At 72.0% G+C, this 17,372-nt stretch carries 18 protein-coding genes and 1 tRNA gene; 13 read left to right on the top strand and 6 right to left on the bottom strand.

The window, feature by feature from the left end; translation table 11 throughout:
- Window positions 1-117: 117 nt before the first annotated feature.
- Window positions 118-1,311 carry an ROK family transcriptional regulator gene (locus ACTJI1_RS16905; protein WP_440743549.1) on the top strand — a complete coding sequence of 398 codons (1,194 nt, stop codon included), beginning with the start codon at window positions 118-120 and terminating at the stop codon, window positions 1,309-1,311.
- Window positions 1,311-1,784 (top strand): hypothetical protein, encoded by a 474-nt coding sequence (locus ACTJI1_RS16910; protein WP_310128532.1) that lies wholly within the window; start codon window positions 1,311-1,313, stop codon window positions 1,782-1,784. The genes ACTJI1_RS16905 and ACTJI1_RS16910 overlap by 1 nt, the downstream gene beginning before the upstream one ends.
- Before the next feature lie 27 nt (window positions 1,785-1,811).
- On the opposite strand, the gene ACTJI1_RS16915 is transcribed toward ACTJI1_RS16910, so the two are convergent.
- Together ACTJI1_RS16915 and ACTJI1_RS16920 are read right to left on the bottom strand one after the other, a co-directional pair.
- The gene (locus tag ACTJI1_RS16915; RefSeq protein ID WP_440743550.1) at window positions 1,812-2,966 is read right to left on the bottom strand and encodes an ROK family protein; all 1,155 of its coding nucleotides are present in this window, start codon (window positions 2,964-2,966) and stop codon (window positions 1,812-1,814) included.
- 286 nt (window positions 2,967-3,252) lie between these two features.
- A tRNA-Met gene (locus ACTJI1_RS16920) sits at window positions 3,253-3,329 on the bottom strand.
- 119 nt (window positions 3,330-3,448) lie between these two features.
- On the opposite strand from ACTJI1_RS16920, the gene ACTJI1_RS16925 reads away from it, so the two are divergent.
- The 7 genes from ACTJI1_RS16925 to ACTJI1_RS16955 are packed head-to-tail and all read left to right on the top strand — an operon-like array spanning window position 3,449 to window position 9,464.
- Window positions 3,449-4,516 carry a response regulator gene (locus ACTJI1_RS16925; RefSeq protein WP_310128536.1) on the top strand — a complete coding sequence of 356 codons (1,068 nt, stop codon included), beginning with the start codon at window positions 3,449-3,451 and terminating at the stop codon, window positions 4,514-4,516.
- Between the two features lie 10 nt (window positions 4,517-4,526).
- Window positions 4,527-5,540: an ATP-grasp domain-containing protein gene (locus ACTJI1_RS16930; protein ID WP_440743551.1), complete on the top strand. Its 1,014-nt coding sequence runs from the start codon at window positions 4,527-4,529 to the stop codon at window positions 5,538-5,540.
- Window positions 5,537-6,310 carry a PHP domain-containing protein gene (locus ACTJI1_RS16935; RefSeq protein ID WP_440743552.1) on the top strand — a complete coding sequence of 258 codons (774 nt, stop codon included), beginning with the start codon at window positions 5,537-5,539 and terminating at the stop codon, window positions 6,308-6,310. The genes ACTJI1_RS16930 and ACTJI1_RS16935 overlap by 4 nt, the downstream gene beginning before the upstream one ends.
- Window positions 6,307-6,465 (top strand): hypothetical protein, encoded by a 159-nt coding sequence (locus tag ACTJI1_RS16940; protein ID WP_440743553.1) that lies wholly within the window; start codon window positions 6,307-6,309, stop codon window positions 6,463-6,465. Before ACTJI1_RS16935 ends, ACTJI1_RS16940 begins: the two co-directional genes overlap by 4 nt.
- Window positions 6,458-6,856: a response regulator gene (locus ACTJI1_RS16945; RefSeq protein ID WP_310128542.1), complete on the top strand. Its 399-nt coding sequence runs from the start codon at window positions 6,458-6,460 to the stop codon at window positions 6,854-6,856. The genes ACTJI1_RS16940 and ACTJI1_RS16945 overlap by 8 nt, the downstream gene beginning before the upstream one ends.
- Window positions 6,853-8,631: a sensor histidine kinase gene (locus ACTJI1_RS16950; RefSeq protein WP_310128544.1), complete on the top strand. Its 1,779-nt coding sequence runs from the start codon at window positions 6,853-6,855 to the stop codon at window positions 8,629-8,631. Before ACTJI1_RS16945 ends, ACTJI1_RS16950 begins: the two co-directional genes overlap by 4 nt.
- Window positions 8,628-9,464, top strand: coding sequence for a carbon-nitrogen hydrolase family protein (locus tag ACTJI1_RS16955; protein WP_440743554.1), 837 nt, complete (start codon window positions 8,628-8,630; stop codon window positions 9,462-9,464). Before ACTJI1_RS16950 ends, ACTJI1_RS16955 begins: the two co-directional genes overlap by 4 nt.
- On the opposite strand, the gene ACTJI1_RS16960 is transcribed toward ACTJI1_RS16955, so the two are convergent.
- On the bottom strand, window positions 9,451-10,650 hold the full coding sequence (locus ACTJI1_RS16960; protein ID WP_440743555.1) for a pyridoxal phosphate-dependent aminotransferase: 1,200 nt from the start codon (window positions 10,648-10,650) through the stop codon (window positions 9,451-9,453). The genes ACTJI1_RS16955 and ACTJI1_RS16960 overlap by 14 nt on opposite strands.
- A gap of 145 nt (window positions 10,651-10,795) precedes the next feature.
- Here ACTJI1_RS16960 and ACTJI1_RS16965 point away from each other — a divergent pair, with 145 nt between their 5' ends.
- The 4 genes from ACTJI1_RS16965 (at window position 10,796) to ACTJI1_RS16980 (ending at window position 15,394) form a co-directional block, all read left to right on the top strand.
- Window positions 10,796-12,505 carry a trypsin-like peptidase domain-containing protein gene (locus ACTJI1_RS16965; protein ID WP_440743556.1) on the top strand — a complete coding sequence of 570 codons (1,710 nt, stop codon included), beginning with the start codon at window positions 10,796-10,798 and terminating at the stop codon, window positions 12,503-12,505.
- A 126-nt stretch (window positions 12,506-12,631) separates the two neighbouring features.
- A complete protein-coding gene (locus ACTJI1_RS16970; RefSeq protein WP_440743557.1) occupies window positions 12,632-13,675 on the top strand; it encodes a glycosyltransferase family 2 protein in 1,044 nt (347 codons plus the stop codon).
- A 2-nt stretch (window positions 13,676-13,677) separates the two neighbouring features.
- Window positions 13,678-14,496: a CDP-alcohol phosphatidyltransferase family protein gene (locus tag ACTJI1_RS16975; RefSeq protein WP_310128554.1), complete on the top strand. Its 819-nt coding sequence runs from the start codon at window positions 13,678-13,680 to the stop codon at window positions 14,494-14,496.
- The gene (locus ACTJI1_RS16980) at window positions 14,489-15,394 is read left to right on the top strand and encodes a glycosyltransferase family 2 protein (protein WP_440743558.1); all 906 of its coding nucleotides are present in this window, start codon (window positions 14,489-14,491) and stop codon (window positions 15,392-15,394) included. The genes ACTJI1_RS16975 and ACTJI1_RS16980 overlap by 8 nt, the downstream gene beginning before the upstream one ends.
- A gap of 25 nt (window positions 15,395-15,419) precedes the next feature.
- Here the strand turns inward: ACTJI1_RS16980 and ACTJI1_RS16985 are convergent, their stop codons facing one another.
- The 3 genes from ACTJI1_RS16985 to ACTJI1_RS16995 form a co-directional block, all read right to left on the bottom strand.
- Window positions 15,420-16,448, bottom strand: a complete 1,029-nt coding sequence (locus ACTJI1_RS16985) for a hypothetical protein (protein ID WP_440743559.1) — start codon at window positions 16,446-16,448, stop codon at window positions 15,420-15,422.
- A gap of 68 nt (window positions 16,449-16,516) precedes the next feature.
- Complete coding sequence (locus tag ACTJI1_RS16990) at window positions 16,517-16,828, bottom strand: helix-turn-helix domain-containing protein (protein ID WP_310128559.1); 312 nt, start codon at window positions 16,826-16,828, stop codon at window positions 16,517-16,519.
- Between the two features lie 201 nt (window positions 16,829-17,029).
- Window positions 17,030-17,347 (bottom strand): hypothetical protein, encoded by a 318-nt coding sequence (locus ACTJI1_RS16995; protein WP_310128561.1) that lies wholly within the window; start codon window positions 17,345-17,347, stop codon window positions 17,030-17,032.
- Window positions 17,348-17,372: the final 25 nt, after the last annotated feature.

A 17,372-nucleotide genomic window follows, 5' to 3' on the forward strand; every position in this document is an offset into this window, starting at 1 on the left:
GGCACTGTCGGAAGTGCGGGGAGCGCATCGCGCCGGCCGCTCGGACTTGTTCGTCCACCGCAGAAAAGTGGGCGCGAACAGTTGCCAGGACTTTGATTGTCAGCTTTACTAACAAACATGGCGATCGACCAGGGAACGCGCTCCACCCACTCGGAGCGGGCAGCAGCGCCCGACCGCGGCCTCGTCCCGGGCCGCGCGCTCCGGCCCCGGACGAAGGTGCTGCCGGAACACGCCCGCGGGCACAACCGCTCCCTGGTGCTGCAGTCGCTGTACCGCTCCGGCCGGGTCAGCCGCGCCGACCTCGCACGCACCACCGGCCTCACCCGGGTGACCATCTCCGACCTGGTGGGGGAGCTGATCGCCGAGGGTCTCGTGGTCGAGCTCGGTCAGCGCGACGACGCCCGCCCCGGCAAGCCGGCGGTGCTCCTCGACGTGAACCGCGGCGCCACGCAGATCATCGGCGTCGACCTCAGCGAGCACGCGGTGTTCCGCGGGGCCGTCCTCGACATGGACGGCCGCATCCTGGCCGCTGTCGAGGTGGAGCTCGCGGGCAGCCGCGGCGAGGAGGCTACCGAGAAGGTCCTCGCGCTGGTCGACCGTCTCGTCGAGGCGACGACCGCGCCCGTGCTCGGCGTCGGCATCGGCTCGCCGGGCATCGTGGATGCGGAGGGCACGGTCGCCGCCGCACCGAACCTCGGCTGGGTCGACGAGCCGCTGCAGCAGCGGGTCGCCGCGCGCACCGGCCTGCCCGTGTTCGTCGCGAACGACGCGAACGTCGCCGTGCTCGCCGAGCACGGCTTCGCCGACGCGCAGGGCGACATGATGCTGGTGAAGGTCGGCCACGGCGTCGGCTCGGGCCTGCTCGTCGCCGGAGCCCTCGTCTTCGGCAGCCGGTTCGCCGCGGGCGAGATCGGCCAGGTGATGGTCGGCACCGACGGCGGTCCCGAGGCGCCCTACGACCGCGAGCGCTGCCTGGAGGCCTGGCTGGCCGTCCCGCGGCTGGAGTCGCGCGTCGCGGCGGCCGCCGCGAAGGGGGAGCCCGCGGGTCCGGTGCTCCGCGAGGCGGGCCAGCGCCTGGGCGTGGCGCTCGCGCCGATCGTCGGCGCCCTCAACCTGTCCGAGGTCGTGCTCAGCGGCCCGGAGGAGCTCATCGACGGCGTCTTGCTGGAGGCGGTCGGTGAGACGCTCCGCAACCGCACCATGGCCGGTTTCCACTCGGGCGTCATGCTGCGGATGACGAGCCTCGGCCGCGACATCGTGCTCCGCGGGTGCGTGGTGATGGTGCTCTCCGCCCAGCTGGGGGTGTCCTGATGACCCTGGTCGCGGAGCCCGAGCTGCGATCCGCGTCGCCCGTGACCTTCGGGTTCGCGAACGGGGTGCGGGATGCGCTGCCGCGGTTCCGCGGCCGCTGCACCGTCGTGCGGCTGGCCACCCTCGACAACGACGTGCTCGGCGTGCCGCGCTGGTACACGCTGCAGGACGCGTGGGCCGAGGAGGGCAGCGCGCTCGCCTCCCGGTGGGCCGGCAATCCGGTCGTCCAGGTGGGACCTTCGGACGACCCGGAGCTCGTCCTGGCGACCGCGACCCCGGTCGTCGTGGTCGGCGCGGACAACGCCGCCACCCGCTGGGCCCGCCAGGTGGTGGATGCGGTGCGCGCCACGTGCCGCTCGGTGCTCGTGGTGGACATGGGCGCGCATCCGGAGCCCTCGTATGCGGACATTGCCACCTTCGGCCACGACCGGCGGCACGGCGCGGCCCTGCTGGCGCTGCTCACCGCATCCTGAGCCGCCCCCTGCGGCCGCCTGGCCCGGTCAGCCCGCCCAGCTGATGCCAAGGGTCGAGCGGAGCGCGTACTGCGCGGCGCCGCGATAGGGCTGCTCCTGCGCGACGCGCGCGTACCGGAAGCCGAGCGGCATCGCCGCCTTGACCGGATGCCGGGCCGCCTCGGCACGCAGGTGGCCGATGAACTCGGGGCCGAGCCGCGGCGCGGCGCCGCCGATGACGATGTTGGGCACGTCGAGCGCCGCTCCCACCAGCAGCAGGGCGCGCGCCAGCACCCGCGCGCCGTCCGCGATGCGCTGCCGCGACTCGGGCGCTGCGGCGAGGGCGGCGAGGTCGAGTGCCTCCAGGTCCGTGCCGTGGGGGAGGCCCAGCAGGCTGGTGACCGAGACGACCTCCTCGAGGCAGCCCCGGTTGCCGCAGGCGCACACCGGCGCCTCCGGCCCGAACAGCACCGGGACGTGACCGATCTCTCCCGCCCGGTGCGAGGCGCCCGCGACCACCTCGCCGTCCAGGATGACCGCGGCCCCGACGCCCGTGCTCAGCGAGACGAAGAGCTGACTGGCGCCGAAGTCGTCGGCGCCGGGCTCGTCCGCGGCGGTCGAGTCGGCGATGGCCTCCGCGTCGGCGTCGTTGATGAGGTGGATGGGCGCCTCCACGATGCCGGCCAGCTCGCGCGCCAGGTCGACGTCCGTCCAGCCGAGCTGCACGGACTCGCGGATGAGCGGGCCGTCGGCGATGCCGGGCACCTGCACGCCCACGGCGACGATGCGGGCGGTCGTGGCGGCCACCAGCTTGCGGACGACGGTGCGCACATCCTCGAGCGATCCCGGCGTGGCCGGCCGCTGGGACGCGGTGGCGACCTCGGCGCCGAGCAGGTCGATCACGGCGCCGCGGACGAGGCCGGGTTGCACGATCAGGGCGAGGATCACGTGGTCCTCGGCGGCGATCCGCAGCGTCGTGGCGCGCTTGCCGCCCGTGGACTCGGCCAGCTGTCCCTCGATGACGAGCCCGTCGGCGATGAGCCCGGCGAGCAGGGACGACACGGTCGCGCTGGTGAGTCCGGTGCGCCGGGCGATGCCGGCCCGGGTCGCGGTCCCGTTGCCGGAGAGCACGAGCTGCAGCGCGGTCGTCAGGTTGCGCTCGCGGACGGCGGCCTGCGTCGCCTTCCCGTGCTCCTCTGCCACTGCTGCTCCCGACGTGTCGTTGCGACACGACCCTAGCGAATCCGGCCGGAGCGGGCATCCGTCCGTGCTCTCCGCGCTCCGCGTCAGCGCGTTGTGTCGGAGATTCGCCTCCGTCTGTCGGAGAACCGCCGCGATTCGGCGCGAAACTCCCTCCGCAGCGCGTTGCGTCGGAGATTCGCGACCCGTTTTCCGACGGTAGCGTGCGGCAATGAGCGCGCGGCGACGGCGCGAAACCGCCCAAAACAAAGACCCCCTGGCCGGAGAATCCCCGGTCAGGGGGTCTTACTGGTTGCGGGGGCAGGATTTGAACCTACGACCTCTGGGTTATGAGCCCAGCGAGCTACCGAGCTGCTCCACCCCGCGGCACAAGAGACAACGTTAGCACGGGATTTCGCGGAGGTGAAATCGCGAACACCCTCCCGGGCGCGTCCCGTCGTGTGGACCGGTCGTCCTACTAGAGTCGTTCCGAGATAGGGGATGCGATGGCGAGTGCCGTGACGAAGTTCCGGGTGGTGGTGGTCGAGGACGACCCGGATGTGGCCTTCTTCATGAAGACCGTGCTGGAGAAGAGGGCGGACGCCGTGGCGATCGCGGTCACCGACCCGTCGGTCGCGCTGGACCGCATCGCGGAGTTCGAGCCCGACCTCGTCATCACGGACATCGAGATGCCGGGCATCTCGGGCCTCGACCTGCTCAAGGAGCTCCGCAGCCAGTACCCGGGGATGCCGGTGGTCGTCATGACCGCGCACGTCTCCGTCGACTACGCCGTGTCGGCGCTGCGCGCGCAGGCCGACGAGTTCCTGACGAAGCCCGTCGCGTCCGCCGAGCTCGTCGCGATCGTGAACCGCCTGGCCGCCGAGGGGCGGGTCAAGCGGGCCGCGTCGCGCCAGCAGGTGGTGCTCGCGATCGGCGCGCACCCGGACGACGTCGAGATCGGCGTCGGCGGCATCCTCGCGGCTCACCGCGACGCGGGCAACCAGGTGGTCATCCTGACGCTGTCACGGGGCGCCCGGGGCGGCGACGCCGACAACCGTCAGCACGAGTCGCTCGCGTCCGCCGAGCTGCTCGGCGCCCGGCTGTTCCTCGAAGACCTCGAGGACACGCAGATCTCCGCCGCCGACCCGACCGTCGGCATCATCGAGCGCGTGGTGGCCGAGGTGCAGCCCGACATCGTCTACACGCACTCGTCGCATGACCGCCACCAGGACCACCGGGCCGTCCACGCCGCGACCAACGTGGCCACCCGCACGGTGCGCACGGTCTGCTGCTACCAGAGCCCGTCCGCCACCATCGACTTCCGGCCGACCCGGTTCGTGCCGATCGACGGCTTCACCGACACCAAGCTGCGGCTCATCGACTGCTTCCGGTCGCAGACGGAGCTGCGGGCGTACCTGGAACCGGACTTCGTGCTCGCGACCGCCCGCTACTGGTCGCGTTTCGGCGGCGGCAAGAACTGCGAACCGCTGGAGGTGATGCGCGACACCGCGGACATCTCCATTCCCGCCTCGACGCTCTCCGCCGAGGCCCGCTACCCCGGAACCCGACAGTAGAGGACCGCGAATGACCGACTCCACACGAACCCGCGTCCTGGTCACGGGCGCCGGCGGCCCCGCGGGCGTCGCCGTCATCCGGTCCCTCCTGGCGCGGGGCGATTTGGACGTGTTCGCGGCCGACATGGACGGCTGGGCGAGCGGACTGTACCTGGTCCCCGCCGAGCAGCGCCGCATCGTGCCGCCCGGACGCTCCGACGGGTTCGTGGATGCGCTCATCGCCATGAGCCGCGAGGACCGCATCGACGTGCTGTTCTCGACCGTGGACGTCGAACTGCCCGGCCTCGCCGCCCGCCGCGACGAACTCAAGGCCGTCGGGACGGCGTTGGCGGCGCCGTCTCACGACACGCTCGTCACCTGCCTCGACAAGTTCGCGCTCGTGCAGCGCGTCGCCGGGAAGGCGCGCGTGCCGGAGACGCGGCTGCTGAACAGCGACGGCGTGGCGGCCGACTGGACCTTCCCGGTCATCATCAAGCCGCGGTCCGGCGCCGGCTCGCGCGGCGTTCGCCTGATCGCGGACCGCGAAGCGCTCGAGGCGCTCGGCACCGACGAGAGCATCATCATCCAGGAGAACCTGCCGGGCGAGGAGTTCTCGGTGGATGTGCTCGCGAGCCTCGACGGCGACGTCATCGCAGCCGTGCCGCGCTCGCGCGAGCGCGTCGATTCGGGCGTCTCGATCGCCGGCCGCACCGTCCGCCGCCCCGAGCTCTCCGACACCGCTGCGGCCGTAGCCCGTGCCATCGGGCTCACCGGCGTTGCCAACGTCCAGCTGCGCTACAGCACCGACGGCGTTCCCGCCCTGCTCGAGGTGAACCCCCGCTTCCCGGGTGCCATGCCGCTCACCATCGCGTCGGGCGTCGACATGCCGTCGCTGCTGCTCGACCTGGTGCTGGGGCGCCCGGTTCCGTCTGCCGTCGACTTCGAGGAGCTGGCGAACGTCCGGTTCCTCGAGGATGTGTTCCTGCGACCGGCCGACGTGCTGGTCTCCGAGAACGCCGCACACGCGGAGGGCCTCGAGGAGTGAGCGTCACCGAAGCCGAGCGGCTCCCCGCCCTGCTCCGCGGCGACTTCCACGTGCACTCCACGTTCTCCGACGACGCCCGCAGCACGCTCGCCGAGAACATCGCCGCCGCCTCTGCCGCCGGTCTGCGCACGGTTCGCTTGACGGATCACGTGCGCGCGTCCACCACGTGGGTGCCGGAGTTCGTCGCGGCGGCGGCGGCCGAGAGCGTCCCGGACGGCCTGACGGTCATCACCGGTGTCGAGGCGAAGCTGCTCGACGCCTCCGGCGCCGTCGACACACCCGCCGACCTGGTCGTCGGCCCCGGGGGAGTCGACGCCGTCGTCATCGGCGACCACCAGTTCCCGGGGACGGACGGCCCGTGGTCGCCCACCGCGACGCGCGAGCGGCTGGACGCCGGCCTGTCCGACGACGACGCCCTCGATCTGCTGATCGAGGCGAGCATCCGGGCGATGGAGCGGACGCGGCACGCGCAGCTGGCGCACTGGTTCTCGATCCTGCCGAAGGTCGGCCTGGACGAGGCGCAGCTGGGGCCCGAGCGCCTGCTCGCCTGGGCCGAGGCCGCAGCGGCGACCGGGACGATCGTCGAGGTCAACGAGAAGTGGGCCTGCCCGGGCCCGGCGGCGATCGCCGCCCTGCTGGACGCGGGTGCGCGTATCGTTGCGTCCACCGACAGCCACGTCGCGAGCGATGTGGGGCGCTACTCGCGCGTCCCGCAGCTGCTCGATGCCGCCGCGGCATCCAGCCGCGCCGAACGGGAGGGAGGGCGATGAGCCCCGTCGAGCCACCGGCCGAGCTGCGCGAAAGCATCCAGGACGAACTGGAGCGCAACCGCCGCTGGGAGTACCGGCTGCCGCTGTACGGCGCCATCGCGCTGCTGGTCTGCGCCGCCATCGTCGTCGTGCGGGTGGTGTTCCTGCATGTCTGACGAGGGACGCCTGAGGCGGGTCGTGATCGCCGATGACGACGACGACATCCGGGGCCTGATGACCATCGCCGCCAAGCGCGCGGGCGTCGAGATCGTGGCCGCCGTCGACAACGGCCGCGCGGCCCTCGACGCGGTGCGCGGCGGGGATGTCGACCTCGCCGTGCTCGACATCTCGATGCCCGGCCTGAACGGCGTCGAGGTGGCCGAAGCGATCCGCGCGGACGACCTCACCCGCTCGACGCTGATCCTCATGGTCTCCGCCTCGGTGCAGCTGCTCACCGACCACGGCGTCGTCGCCGACCGCTCGGACAGCTTCATCGTGAAGCCGTTCAGCCCGCGTGTCCTGTCCACCCGCATCCGCGAGATGCTCGAGCTGGGGGAGCCCGCATGACCCTCGACCGGTGGCTCAGCCGCATCCCGATCGACTCGCCGTCGGCGTTCATGAAGCAGGTGCCGACGATCATCGGCTTCGCCATCGCCGCGGTGATCGCCGCCGTGCCGAACGGTGTGCCCGTCACCAACGGTCCGCTGTTCATCGCCGGGATCGCGCTGGTGGCCGTCGCCACCGTCCTCGCGCTGGTCGTGCCGTGGGGGCGCCTGCATCCGGAGTGGGCGGTCGTCATCCCCGTCCTGTCGCTCTTCGCGGTCGGGCTGCTGCGGCTCGGAACCGGCTCGGCCGCCTCGCCGTTCGCCGTGCTGACCCTGCTGCCCTTCGTGTGGATCGCCACGGAAGCGGGCCGGATCAACATCCTGATCGCGGCGCTCGGCACCTTCGTCGTGCTCATCGCCCCGATCGTGGTCGACGGTGTGGGTCACACCGCCGGCGATGTCGTCCGGGCCTTCTTCTCGCCCGTGATCTACCTCATCGTCGCCATCGTCATCAACGAGATCGCCCACCGGATGCGCATCCAGCTCGCCGCCGCCCGCGAGGCGAGCGAGCAGCAGCAGCAGCTGCTGGCGCAGGCGGTGCAGGCGCAGGACGAGCTGGTGCTGAACGAGGCCCGGCTGAAGACGGCGAACCGGCTGATCCAGAGCATCTGGAACGCGGTGACCGAGCAGTCCGTGATCGGCACCGATCTGGACGGCCTCATCGACGTGTGGAACCCGGGCGCGGAGAAGATGTTCGGGATCACCGAGAAGGAGGTGCTCGACGCGAAGCACCGCATCGTGGACTTCCACCTCGACTCCGAGCTCTCCGACCGGCTGCAGGACATGGATGCGCGCTTCACGACCGTCGCGAGCACCGACGAGTTCTCGGCGCTGGTCGACACCGTGCGCGCCGGCTCCGCCGACGTGCGCGACTGGACGTACGTGCGACCGGACGGCAAGCGCGTCTCGGTGCAGGTCGCGGCGACGCCGCGCCTCGACGAGAACGGGCATCGGGTCGGCTTCATCTTCGTGGCGACCGACATGACGCAGGCGCGGGAGTTCGCCCGGCTGAAGGACGAGTTCGTCGGCCTGATCTCGCACGAGCTGCGCACGCCGCTCAGCTCGATCCTCGGCTACCTGGAGCTGATGCGCGACGACGAGGAGTCGCCGCTCTCGGAGGAGCAGCAGCAGTACCTGAGCGTCGCCGAGCGCAACGCGCACCGCCTGCTGCGGCTGGTCGGCGACCTGCTCTTCACGGCTCAGGTCGAGTCCGGCCGCTTCCCGCTCGACCTGAAGGACGTGGAGCTCGGCGGCGTCGTCTCCGCATCGGTGGAGTCGGCACGTCCCGTCGCCGCGAACTCGGGAGTGACCCTCGTGGGCGACGTCCCCGAGTCGCCGGTCGAACTGCGGGCGGACCCGCTCCGGCTCGGGCAGGCGGTCGACAACCTCATCTCCAACGCCGTCAAGTTCACGCCCTCCGGCGGCACGGTCACGGTCTCGCTGCGCTGCGAAGGCGAGCAGGCGGTGATCGCCGTCACCGACACGGGGATCGGCATCCCGGCTGTCGAGCTGAGCCAGCTGTCGCAGCGGTTCTTCCGGGCGTCCACCGCGACGCGCAACGCCGTTCCCGGCGTCGGGCTGGGCCTCAGCATCACGAAGGCCATCGTCACCGCGCACGGCGGCCGCCTCGACATCGCGAGCGAGGAGGGCGTCGGCACCTCGATCAGCATCGTGCTCCCCGTGGAGACGCCGCGGCCGGTCGTCGATGCGATCCCGCGCGCGGAGGTGGCGCCGTGACCGACCGGCCTGCAGAACTGACCGTGGACGACCGCTCCATCGCCGTCGCGGTGGCCCAGTTCGCGCCGGGCGAGGACCGCGTGCACAACCGCGATGTCGTCGCGGGGCTGGTGGCGGTGGCCGTGTCCCGGGGCGCCCGCCTGGTCGTCCTGCCCGAGTACTCCTCCTACTTCACCGACCCGCTCGGTCCGTCGTTCGCCCGGAACGCGGAGCCGCTGGACGGCGACTTCGTCCGCGGCCTCGCCGCGACGGCGCGCGAACAGGGCGTCTTCATCGTCGCCGGACTGGTGGAGCGGACGGACGTGCACCACAAGTTCTCGAACACCCTCGTCGCGGTCGACCCGGGCGGCGATGTGGTCGCGACCTACCGCAAGCAGCACCTCTACGACGCCTTCGGGGCGCAGGAGTCCGACTGGGTCGTGCCTGGCGACCTGGATGAGCCGCAGACGTTCGAGGTGGACGGCATCACGGTCGGCCTCCAGACCTGCTACGACCTGCGGTTCCCCGAGGTGACCCGGCGCCTCGCGGACGCCGGCGCCGATCTCGTCGCTGTCCCTGCCGAGTGGGTGCGCGGGCCGCTCAAGGAGCACCACTGGAACACCCTGCTGGCCGCCCGCGCGATCGAGAACACGCTCTACGTGGCCGCCGCCGACCATCCGCCGTCGATCGGCATCGGTGCGAGCGCCGTGGTGGACCCGATGGGTGTCACGCTCGCCGGCCTCGGCGAGACGACCGGGGTGGCCGTCGCCGAGGTGTCGTCCGCGCGCATCCGCGAGGTGCGGGAGCGCAACCCGGCTCTGCAGCTCCGGCGGTACCGCGTCAGCCCGCTGTGATCGCGGCGAGCCGCCTCGCCGCCTCCTCCAGCACCTCGATCCGCTTGCAGAAGGCGAAGCGGACAAGGGATGCGGTGCGCCCGGCGTAGTCGCCGCGCGCGAACGCCGACAGCGGGACGGCGACGACCCCGGCGAGCTCGGGCAGCTCGCGGCAGAGCCGGACCGCATCCGGATAGCCCAGCGGTGCCGCATCGGCGACGACGAAGTACGTGCCGTCGGAGGGGAACACCCCGAACCCGGCGGCGCGCAGCCCGTCGGAGAGCACGTCCCGCTTGTGCGCGAGCGTGTCCGCGATCCCTGTGAAGAACGAGTCGGGCAGCCGGAGGCCGGCCGCGATGGCGGGCTGGAACGGTGCACCGTTGACGTAGGTGAGGAACTGCTTCACGGCGAGCACCGCCGTCACGAGCTCCGGGGGAGCGGTCAGCCAGCCGATCTTCCAGCCGGTCGTGCTGAACGTCTTGCCGCCGGACGAGATCGCGACGGTGCGGTCGCGGGCTCCGGGCAGCGACTCGATCGGGATGTGCTCCGGACCGAAGGAGAGGTGCTCGTAGACCGAGTCGGTGACGATGATCGCGTCGTGACGCTCCGCGAGCTCCACGACGAGGGAGAGCGTCTCCCGGTCGAGGACGGCGCCGGTGGGGTTGTGCGGCGTGTTCACCAGGATGACGCGCGTGCGGTCCGTCACCGTCGCGCGGAGCCGGTCCAGGTCGGGCCGGAAGGCGGGCGGTTCGAGCGGAACGGTGCGGTGGATGCCGCCCGCGAGCGCGATGACCGCACCGTACTCGTCGTAGTAGGGCTCGAAGGTGACGACCTCGTCTCCGGGTTCGAGCAGGGCGAGCAGCGTGGCGGCGATGGCCTCGGTCGCCCCGGCGGTGATCAGGACCTCGCGATCGGGGTCGACCTCCAGCCCGTAGAACCGGCGCTGGTGCTCGGCCACGGCCAGCCGGAGGTCCGGGATGCCCGGCCCGGGCGGGTACTGGTTGTGCCCGTCGCGGATCGCGGCGACCGCCGCCTCCAGCACCTCGGCCGGTCCGTCCTCGTCGGGGAAGCCCTGGCCCAGGTTGATGGCGCCGGTGCGGGTGGCCAGCGCGCTCATCTCCGCGAAGATCGTCGGGCGCACCGTCCCGTCCGCGCCGAGGAGTCCCGCGCCGCCCGCGGCTCGCCGCCACGCTCCAGGAATCGTCATGGGACAACGCTACGGCCTTACTCGCATCGAACCCATCGGATACGTTGTGGAGAGTCATCGACATGCAGAAGGTCGCCCACAGCATCGGCAAATAGAACGCTCAGGTTGGCATCCCAAGCTGTCTGTGCTTGGAAGGAGCAACACCATGACCGACACCCCGAACACCCCGGAGCCCGCGAAGCCCGAGCACGACGCCGACACCGACGCGGTCGTGGACGCTTCCACCGGTTCCGAGCACACCCCGGCCGCGCCGACCACGGCCGCCGAGACCCCCGCCGCCCCGCAGCCCACCGCCGAGCAGCCGGCCGCCGGATGGACCGCCCCGGCCGCCGAGGGCGCCGCACCGCAGCCTGCCGCGCAGCAGCCCGCCGCCGAGCAGGCGACGGCGCAGCAGCCGACGGCGCAGCAGCCGACGGTCCCGGTGCAGCCCGCCGCCCACCAGACGCAGCCCACCCAGCCGGTCCCGCCGCAGCCGTACGGCCAGCCCTACGGCCAGCAGCAGCCGCACTACGGCAACGGCGCCTTCGGCCAGCCGGCCGGCTACGGCCAGCCCTACGCTCCGAACGCCCACCAGCAGCCGTACGCGACCGCACCCGGCGCCCCTGGTGCCCCGACCGCGACCGCTCCGAAGCCGGCCAAGCGCGGCAACACCGGCCTGATCATCGCGACGCTCGCGATCGGCGCCCTGATCGGCGGCGTCGCCGGCGCAGGCGCCGGTGTCGGCATCTTCGCCGCGACCGACGGCGGCAACGCGACCATCAAGACCGTCTCGGGTCCGCAGAACATCACCGTCAACGACGCGAACGACGCCAGCACCGTCACGGCCGTCGCCGCGAAGGCGTCGCCGAGCGTCGTCACCATCTCGGTGACCGCGTCCAGCTCCGGCGGAACCGGTTCCGGCGTCGTCCTCAGCTCCGACGGCTACGTGCTCACCAACACGCACGTCGTGACCCTCGACGGCCAGGCGTCCAACGTGAGCATCACCGTGACCGACAACGATGGCAAGATCTACACCGCCAAGCTGATCGGCACCGACCCGACCACCGACCTCGCCGTGATCAAGCTGGACAACGCGTCCGGCATGACCCCGATCACCTGGGGCGACTCGAGCAAGCTGAACGTCGGCAGCACCACCGTCGCCATCGGCGCACCGCTCGGTCTCTCCGGCACCGTCACCGACGGCATCGTGAGCGCGCTGAACCGCAGCATCAGCATCGCCTCCTCGGCGGCCCCGAAGGACGACTCGAACAGCGGCGGCAACAGCCAGAACCCGTTCAACTTCGACTTCCCCGACCAGGGCGGCTCCGGCTCGCAGCAGCAGCAGTCCGGCGCGCAGGGCACGATCTCGCTGCCGGTCATCCAGACCGACGCGTCGATCAACCCCGGCAACTCGGGCGGCGCCCTACTCAACAGCAAGGGCGAGCTGATCGGCGTCAACGTCGCGATCGCGAGCGCCGGCGGCTCGAGCTCCGAGGGATCCCAGTCGGGCAGCATCGGCGTCGGCTTCGCCATCCCGTCCGACCTGGCCAAGCGGATCTCCGGCGAGATCATCAAGAACGGCTCCGCAACGCACGGCCTCCTGGGCGCGTCGGTGGCCGACGCGAGCAGCGACAGCAAGGCGACCACGGTCGGCGCGCTGATCAAGAGCGTCACCGGCGGCGGCGCCGCGGCGAACGCAGGGCTCAAGGCGGGTGACGTCGTGGTCAACCTCGACGACACCCCGATCACCGACGCCACCGACCTCACCGCGCAGGTGCGTGCGCAGGCGGCGGGCGCGAAGGTCGACGTCACGTACATCCGCGACGGTCAGACCAAGACCGCTTCGGTCACCCTGGGGTCGCTCCCGGCCGAGTGACGCATCCCGCCACCCGGAAGGCCGTCCCGCGATGCGCGGGGCGGCCTTCCGCCGTCAGGGCGTCCCCGGTTTCGTGCAGGGCCCGGCTGATAGGCTCGACGCCGACCCGCTACACCGAAGGATCAGATGCCGGACCACACCGTGAACACCCTCCCGGGTGTCTCGTACGTGATGCCCGTGCTCAACGAGGTCACCCACGTGCGGGCGGCCGTCGACAGCCTGCTGGCGCAGGACTACACGGGCCCCTTCGAGGTGACCATCGCCCTCGGCCCGAGCATGGACGGCACCACCGAGCTGGTCGAGGAGCTGGCAGCGGTGGACCGCCGCATCCGCGTCGTCGACAACGCCGTCGGGTCCACGCCCGCCGGGCTCAACCTGGCGATCCGCGAGTCGCGGTATCCGATCGTGATCCGCGTCGACGCGCACAGCGTCCTCCCGCCCGACTACGCCCGCATCGCGGTGGAGACCATCCTCGAGACCGGCGCCGACAACGTCGGTGGTCTGATGGATGCGCAGGGCACGACCGACTTCGAGCGCGCCGTCGCGCGCGCCTACGGCAGCCGCGTCGGCCTCGGCGGAACCAAGCTGCACGTCGGCGGCGAAGCCGGCCCGGCGGAGACGGTGTACCTCGGAGTGTTCCGCCGCGATCGCCTGATCGAGGTCGGCCTGTTCGACGAGGAGATCAAGCGCGGGCAGGACTGGGAGCTCAACCGCCGGCTCCGCACCTCGGGCGGCACGGTCTGGTTCACCCCGCGGCTCAAGGTCACGTACCGTCCGCGTCCCAACCTCTACCGCCTCGCCCGGCAGTTCTTCTCGACCGGCATCTGGCGCGGCGAGCTGGCCCGGCGGTTCCCCGCCTCCAACGGCCTCCGCTACTTCGCGCCGCCGGTGATGGTGCTCGGCGTCGCGATCGGCACGCTGCTCGGCCTCGGCGGGATCGTGCAGGCGATCGTCGGCGCCGCGCCGTGGCTGCTGTGGGGCTTCGCGATCCCGGCGCTCTACATCGTCATCGTCATCGTCTCGGCGGTGCTGTGGGGGCGCAAGGACGGCTTTCGCCCGTTCCTGTGGTTTCTCGTAGTCTTGCCGTGCATCCACTTCAGCTGGGGGGTCGGGTTCATCCTCGGATACCTGTCGCTCACCCGCAACATCACAGCCCACACCGGAAGGTAGGCATGACCGCACCCGGACCTTCGGCGCACGGCGCCCGTCCCACGTCGATCGCCGAGCTGCGCGCGGTGGCGCAGCCGCCCGAGGTCCGTGGGCGCCGCAACGCCGAGCACTGGACCGCGTCGCTCTACCTGCGCAATCTGTCGCCGTACCTCACCTGGGTGCTGCTCAAGACGTCGATCTCGGCCAACGGCGTCACCGGGCTGATGATCCTGACGGGATGGGCGACCGCCGCCTCCCTTCTCATCCCGGGCATCGGGGGCGCCGCTCTCGCGCTCGTCCTCGGGCAGCTGCAGATGCTCGTCGACTGCTGCGACGGCGAGGTCGCGCGGTGGCGCGGCACTTCGTCGCCCGCGGGCATCTTCCTGGACAACGTCGGCCACTACTCGACCGAGACGCTGATCGCCATCGCGCTCGGCATCCGGGCGGCGGGCTACCCGTTCGAGGCGCCGCAGGACTTCCTCTGGACGAACCTGGGCACGCTCCTCGCCCTCGTCATCGTGCTGAACAAGGCGCTCAACGACATGGTCCGCGTGGCCCGCGCGAACGCCGGTCTGCCGAAGCTGGCCGACACCCAGTCGGAGTACGCGCCGACCCACGGCCTGGTCGCGACACTGCGCCGCGCCGCGCGGTTCCTGCCGTTCCACCGGCTGTACCACTCGGTCGAGCTGACCATCCTGATCTTCGTGTTCTCGATCGTCGGGCTGTTCATCGGTGCGACCTTCGCCGACCGCATCCTGCTGGTGGCGCTGGTTCCGCTGTCGATCCTGGCGCTGATCGGGCACTTCGTGACGATCATGGCCTCGCGGCGGGTCCGTGGCTGAGCAGCGGGCGTCGTCCGGCGAGCAGCCGCGGGTGGCCGTCGTGGTGCTCACGCAGGGCACCCGCCCGGTCGAGCTGCGCCGGGGGCTCGAGTCGGTGCTCGCCCAGCAGGGGGTCGAGACGGACATCGTGGTCGTCGGCAACGGCTGGGACCCGGCGACAGCGGATCCCGCCCTCCCCGAGGGCGTGCGCGCGCTGGCGCTGCCGGAGAACGTCGGCATCCCGGCCGGCCGCAACGCGGGAGTCCCGCTGGTGACCGGCGAGTGGCTGTTCTTCCTCGACGACGACGCGGACATCCCGTCGGCCACGTTCCTCGCGGACGCCATCGCTCTGCTGCGGCGCGACCCCTCGATCGGGATGCTGCAGCCGCGGCTGCGCGTGCCCGACGGGACGCCCCCGCCGCGGCGCTGGATCCCGCGCATCCGCAAGGGCGATCCGGCTCGGTCGAGCAACGTGTTCGCCGTGCTGGAGGCGGCGATCGTGCTGCCGCGCGACGTCTTCGAGCGCGCGGGCGGATGGGCGGCCCCGTTCTTCTACGCGCACGAGGGCATCGACCTCGCCTGGAAGGTCTGGGACCAGGGCAAGCGCGTCTGGTACGCCGGCGACCTGGTGGCCGAGCATCCGTCGGTCTCGCCGACCCGGCACTCGTATTACTACCGGCTCAACGCCCGCAACCGGGTCTGGCTGGCCCGCCGCAACCTGCCGGCCGTGCTCGTCCCGCTGTACGTGGGGTCGTGGACCGGCATCCAGCTGCTCCGATGGTTCCGCAAGCCTGCCGTGCTGCGCGCGTGGTTCGGCGGCTGGGCGGAGGGCTGGCGCACCGACCCGGGGGAGCGGCGTCCGCTGCGCTGGCGCACGGTCGCGCGCATGACGGCTGCGGGCCGGCCGCCCATCGTCTGACGACCGGAGCCCGGAACGGCTTCGCTCAGCCGGCGACGCGGGCCCGATCGTCTCCGTCGTCGTCGCCCGACCCGGCACTGGTGCCCGGTCGTTCGGCAGGCGGTTCGAGCGCCAGCGGCTCGTCCGGTGCGTCCAGGCCCGGCTCCTCATCCGTCGGACGTCTGCGCGGCAGGGCGCCGCGCAACGCCTTTCCGAGGCGCGCCGCGCGCTCGCCGGTCGCCCGGCCCATCCGGGCGGCGCCCTCGCCGGTGGCGCGGGTGACCCGGACCGCGCGGTCGCCGGTGGCCGAGCCGAGACGGCGCACCGCCCCCGGTCCCTCGATGGGAGCGAGCGCGGCGGGGATCACCAGCGGCGCCGGCCCGAAGGCGAGCCGGGCGTTCTGCACCACGCGGCGTCCGAGGATGTTGTTTCCGGTGCCGCCGATGACCGCGCCGATGCCGAACGGGATCGCGCGGGCCACGATGCTGGCGCCGCCGCGGATCGCGAACTGCCGGATGAACGCGCTCTTCAGCCGGTCGACCAGCGGTCCGACCACCATGCTCGGGAGGCTGGACGTCACGAGCTCACCCCAGTAGGCGGTGCGCGTGACGCCTCCGCCGAACTGGCCGGCGAGCTGGCGGACGAGGTCGGAGCCTTCCCGCCCCAGCATCATCGTCAGCACGAGAGCCCGAGCACGCTCGGGATCGTCGACCGCGATCCCGTGCAGCTCGCTCATCGACTGGGCGTACAGGGCCGTGGCCTCCAGGAACCCCGCCGTCTCGAGCCCGGAGAGCGCCAGGGTGACACCGGTCCCGATCGCCGGGATCACGGCCGTCGCGCCGACGGCGGCGCCGCCGCTCGTGACCGCCGCCAGGTACCGGCGTTCCAGGATGCGCGCGAGCTCGTCCGCGGACGCCTGCGGGTTGCGGCGGCGGATACTGCGCAGGTGGGCCAGCACCACCGGCCGCTGGATGCCGAGGAACCGGTCCAGGGTCGTGTTGAGTGCGCGCGGCGTATCGCCGCCTCGCTGCGGGCCGCCCGTGACGGAGATGATCGGTTTCTGCTTGGCTGCCATCTCGGTAGAGTGTAGGCCGCCCAGCCGGAAGCGCCATCCATGTCGTGCCGGCGACCGGGCGGCCGGGATCAGCGACCGCGAGTGCGCCGACGGGAGCGCTCGTCGAGGTACTCGTGCGCCGACAGCACCCCGAGGTCGTCGGGAACCGAGTCGCGCGTGATGTCCTGAGTGAGCGTCGCCACGTCGGTGCCGAGGGCGACGGCGATGCGCAGCATGGTCAGGAGGCTGGGATTCGCGCGCCCGCGCTCGATCTTGCCGAAGTTCGTGACGTGCATACCGGCGAGACCGGCGATGGCTTCCTGGCTGAGCCCGAGGCCGATGCGGGCCTGGCGGATGCGTTCGCCGAGCAGTGCGGCAGCGGGTGCGACGGAGTGGTGCATGATGCATCCACTACAGAGCCAAGTGCGCGCCGACTCCAGAGCGCCTGCACCCGAATGCGCGGACCTCACGATTCGGTGTCCGGAAATGACGTCGATGCATGCGTTTGCCCCGCGCCCCGCGGCCCGCGCCCCGGGGTGTCCCGACGGGACGTGTCGGGACACCGCACTGGCGCACGCGCCGCCGGAGGCGGTGCGCCCGCCTCAGAGGCTGATCTGCCAGAGGTACTCGCGGCCGTCCGGTGGGAACCACCGCACGACCAGCACGGTGTCGCGCGACGGGTGCGGACCGGTCACGCTGGCCCGGACCGACCCGCCCGGTGGAACGGTGGCGGGGATGCTCACCCGCAGCCGGGACTCGCCGGCGATGCTCACGGTGACGCCGCGCAGGGTCTCGCGGCCGGTGTTCACGATCCGGTAGTGCGGTGCGGTGGTGCGGTCGACGCTCCACGGGACGGGGTAGGCGAGACGGCGAGGACGGACGGCGGGGGAGGGGGCGCGGAGGAGCCGGAGAGGATTCATGGCTCGAAAGTAACGACCCCCTCCG

This window comes from Leifsonia sp. 22587 (genome assembly GCF_052044215.1).
In the GTDB taxonomy this organism is placed as follows: Bacteria; Actinomycetota; Actinomycetes; order Actinomycetales; family Microbacteriaceae; genus Leifsonia; species Leifsonia shinshuensis_C.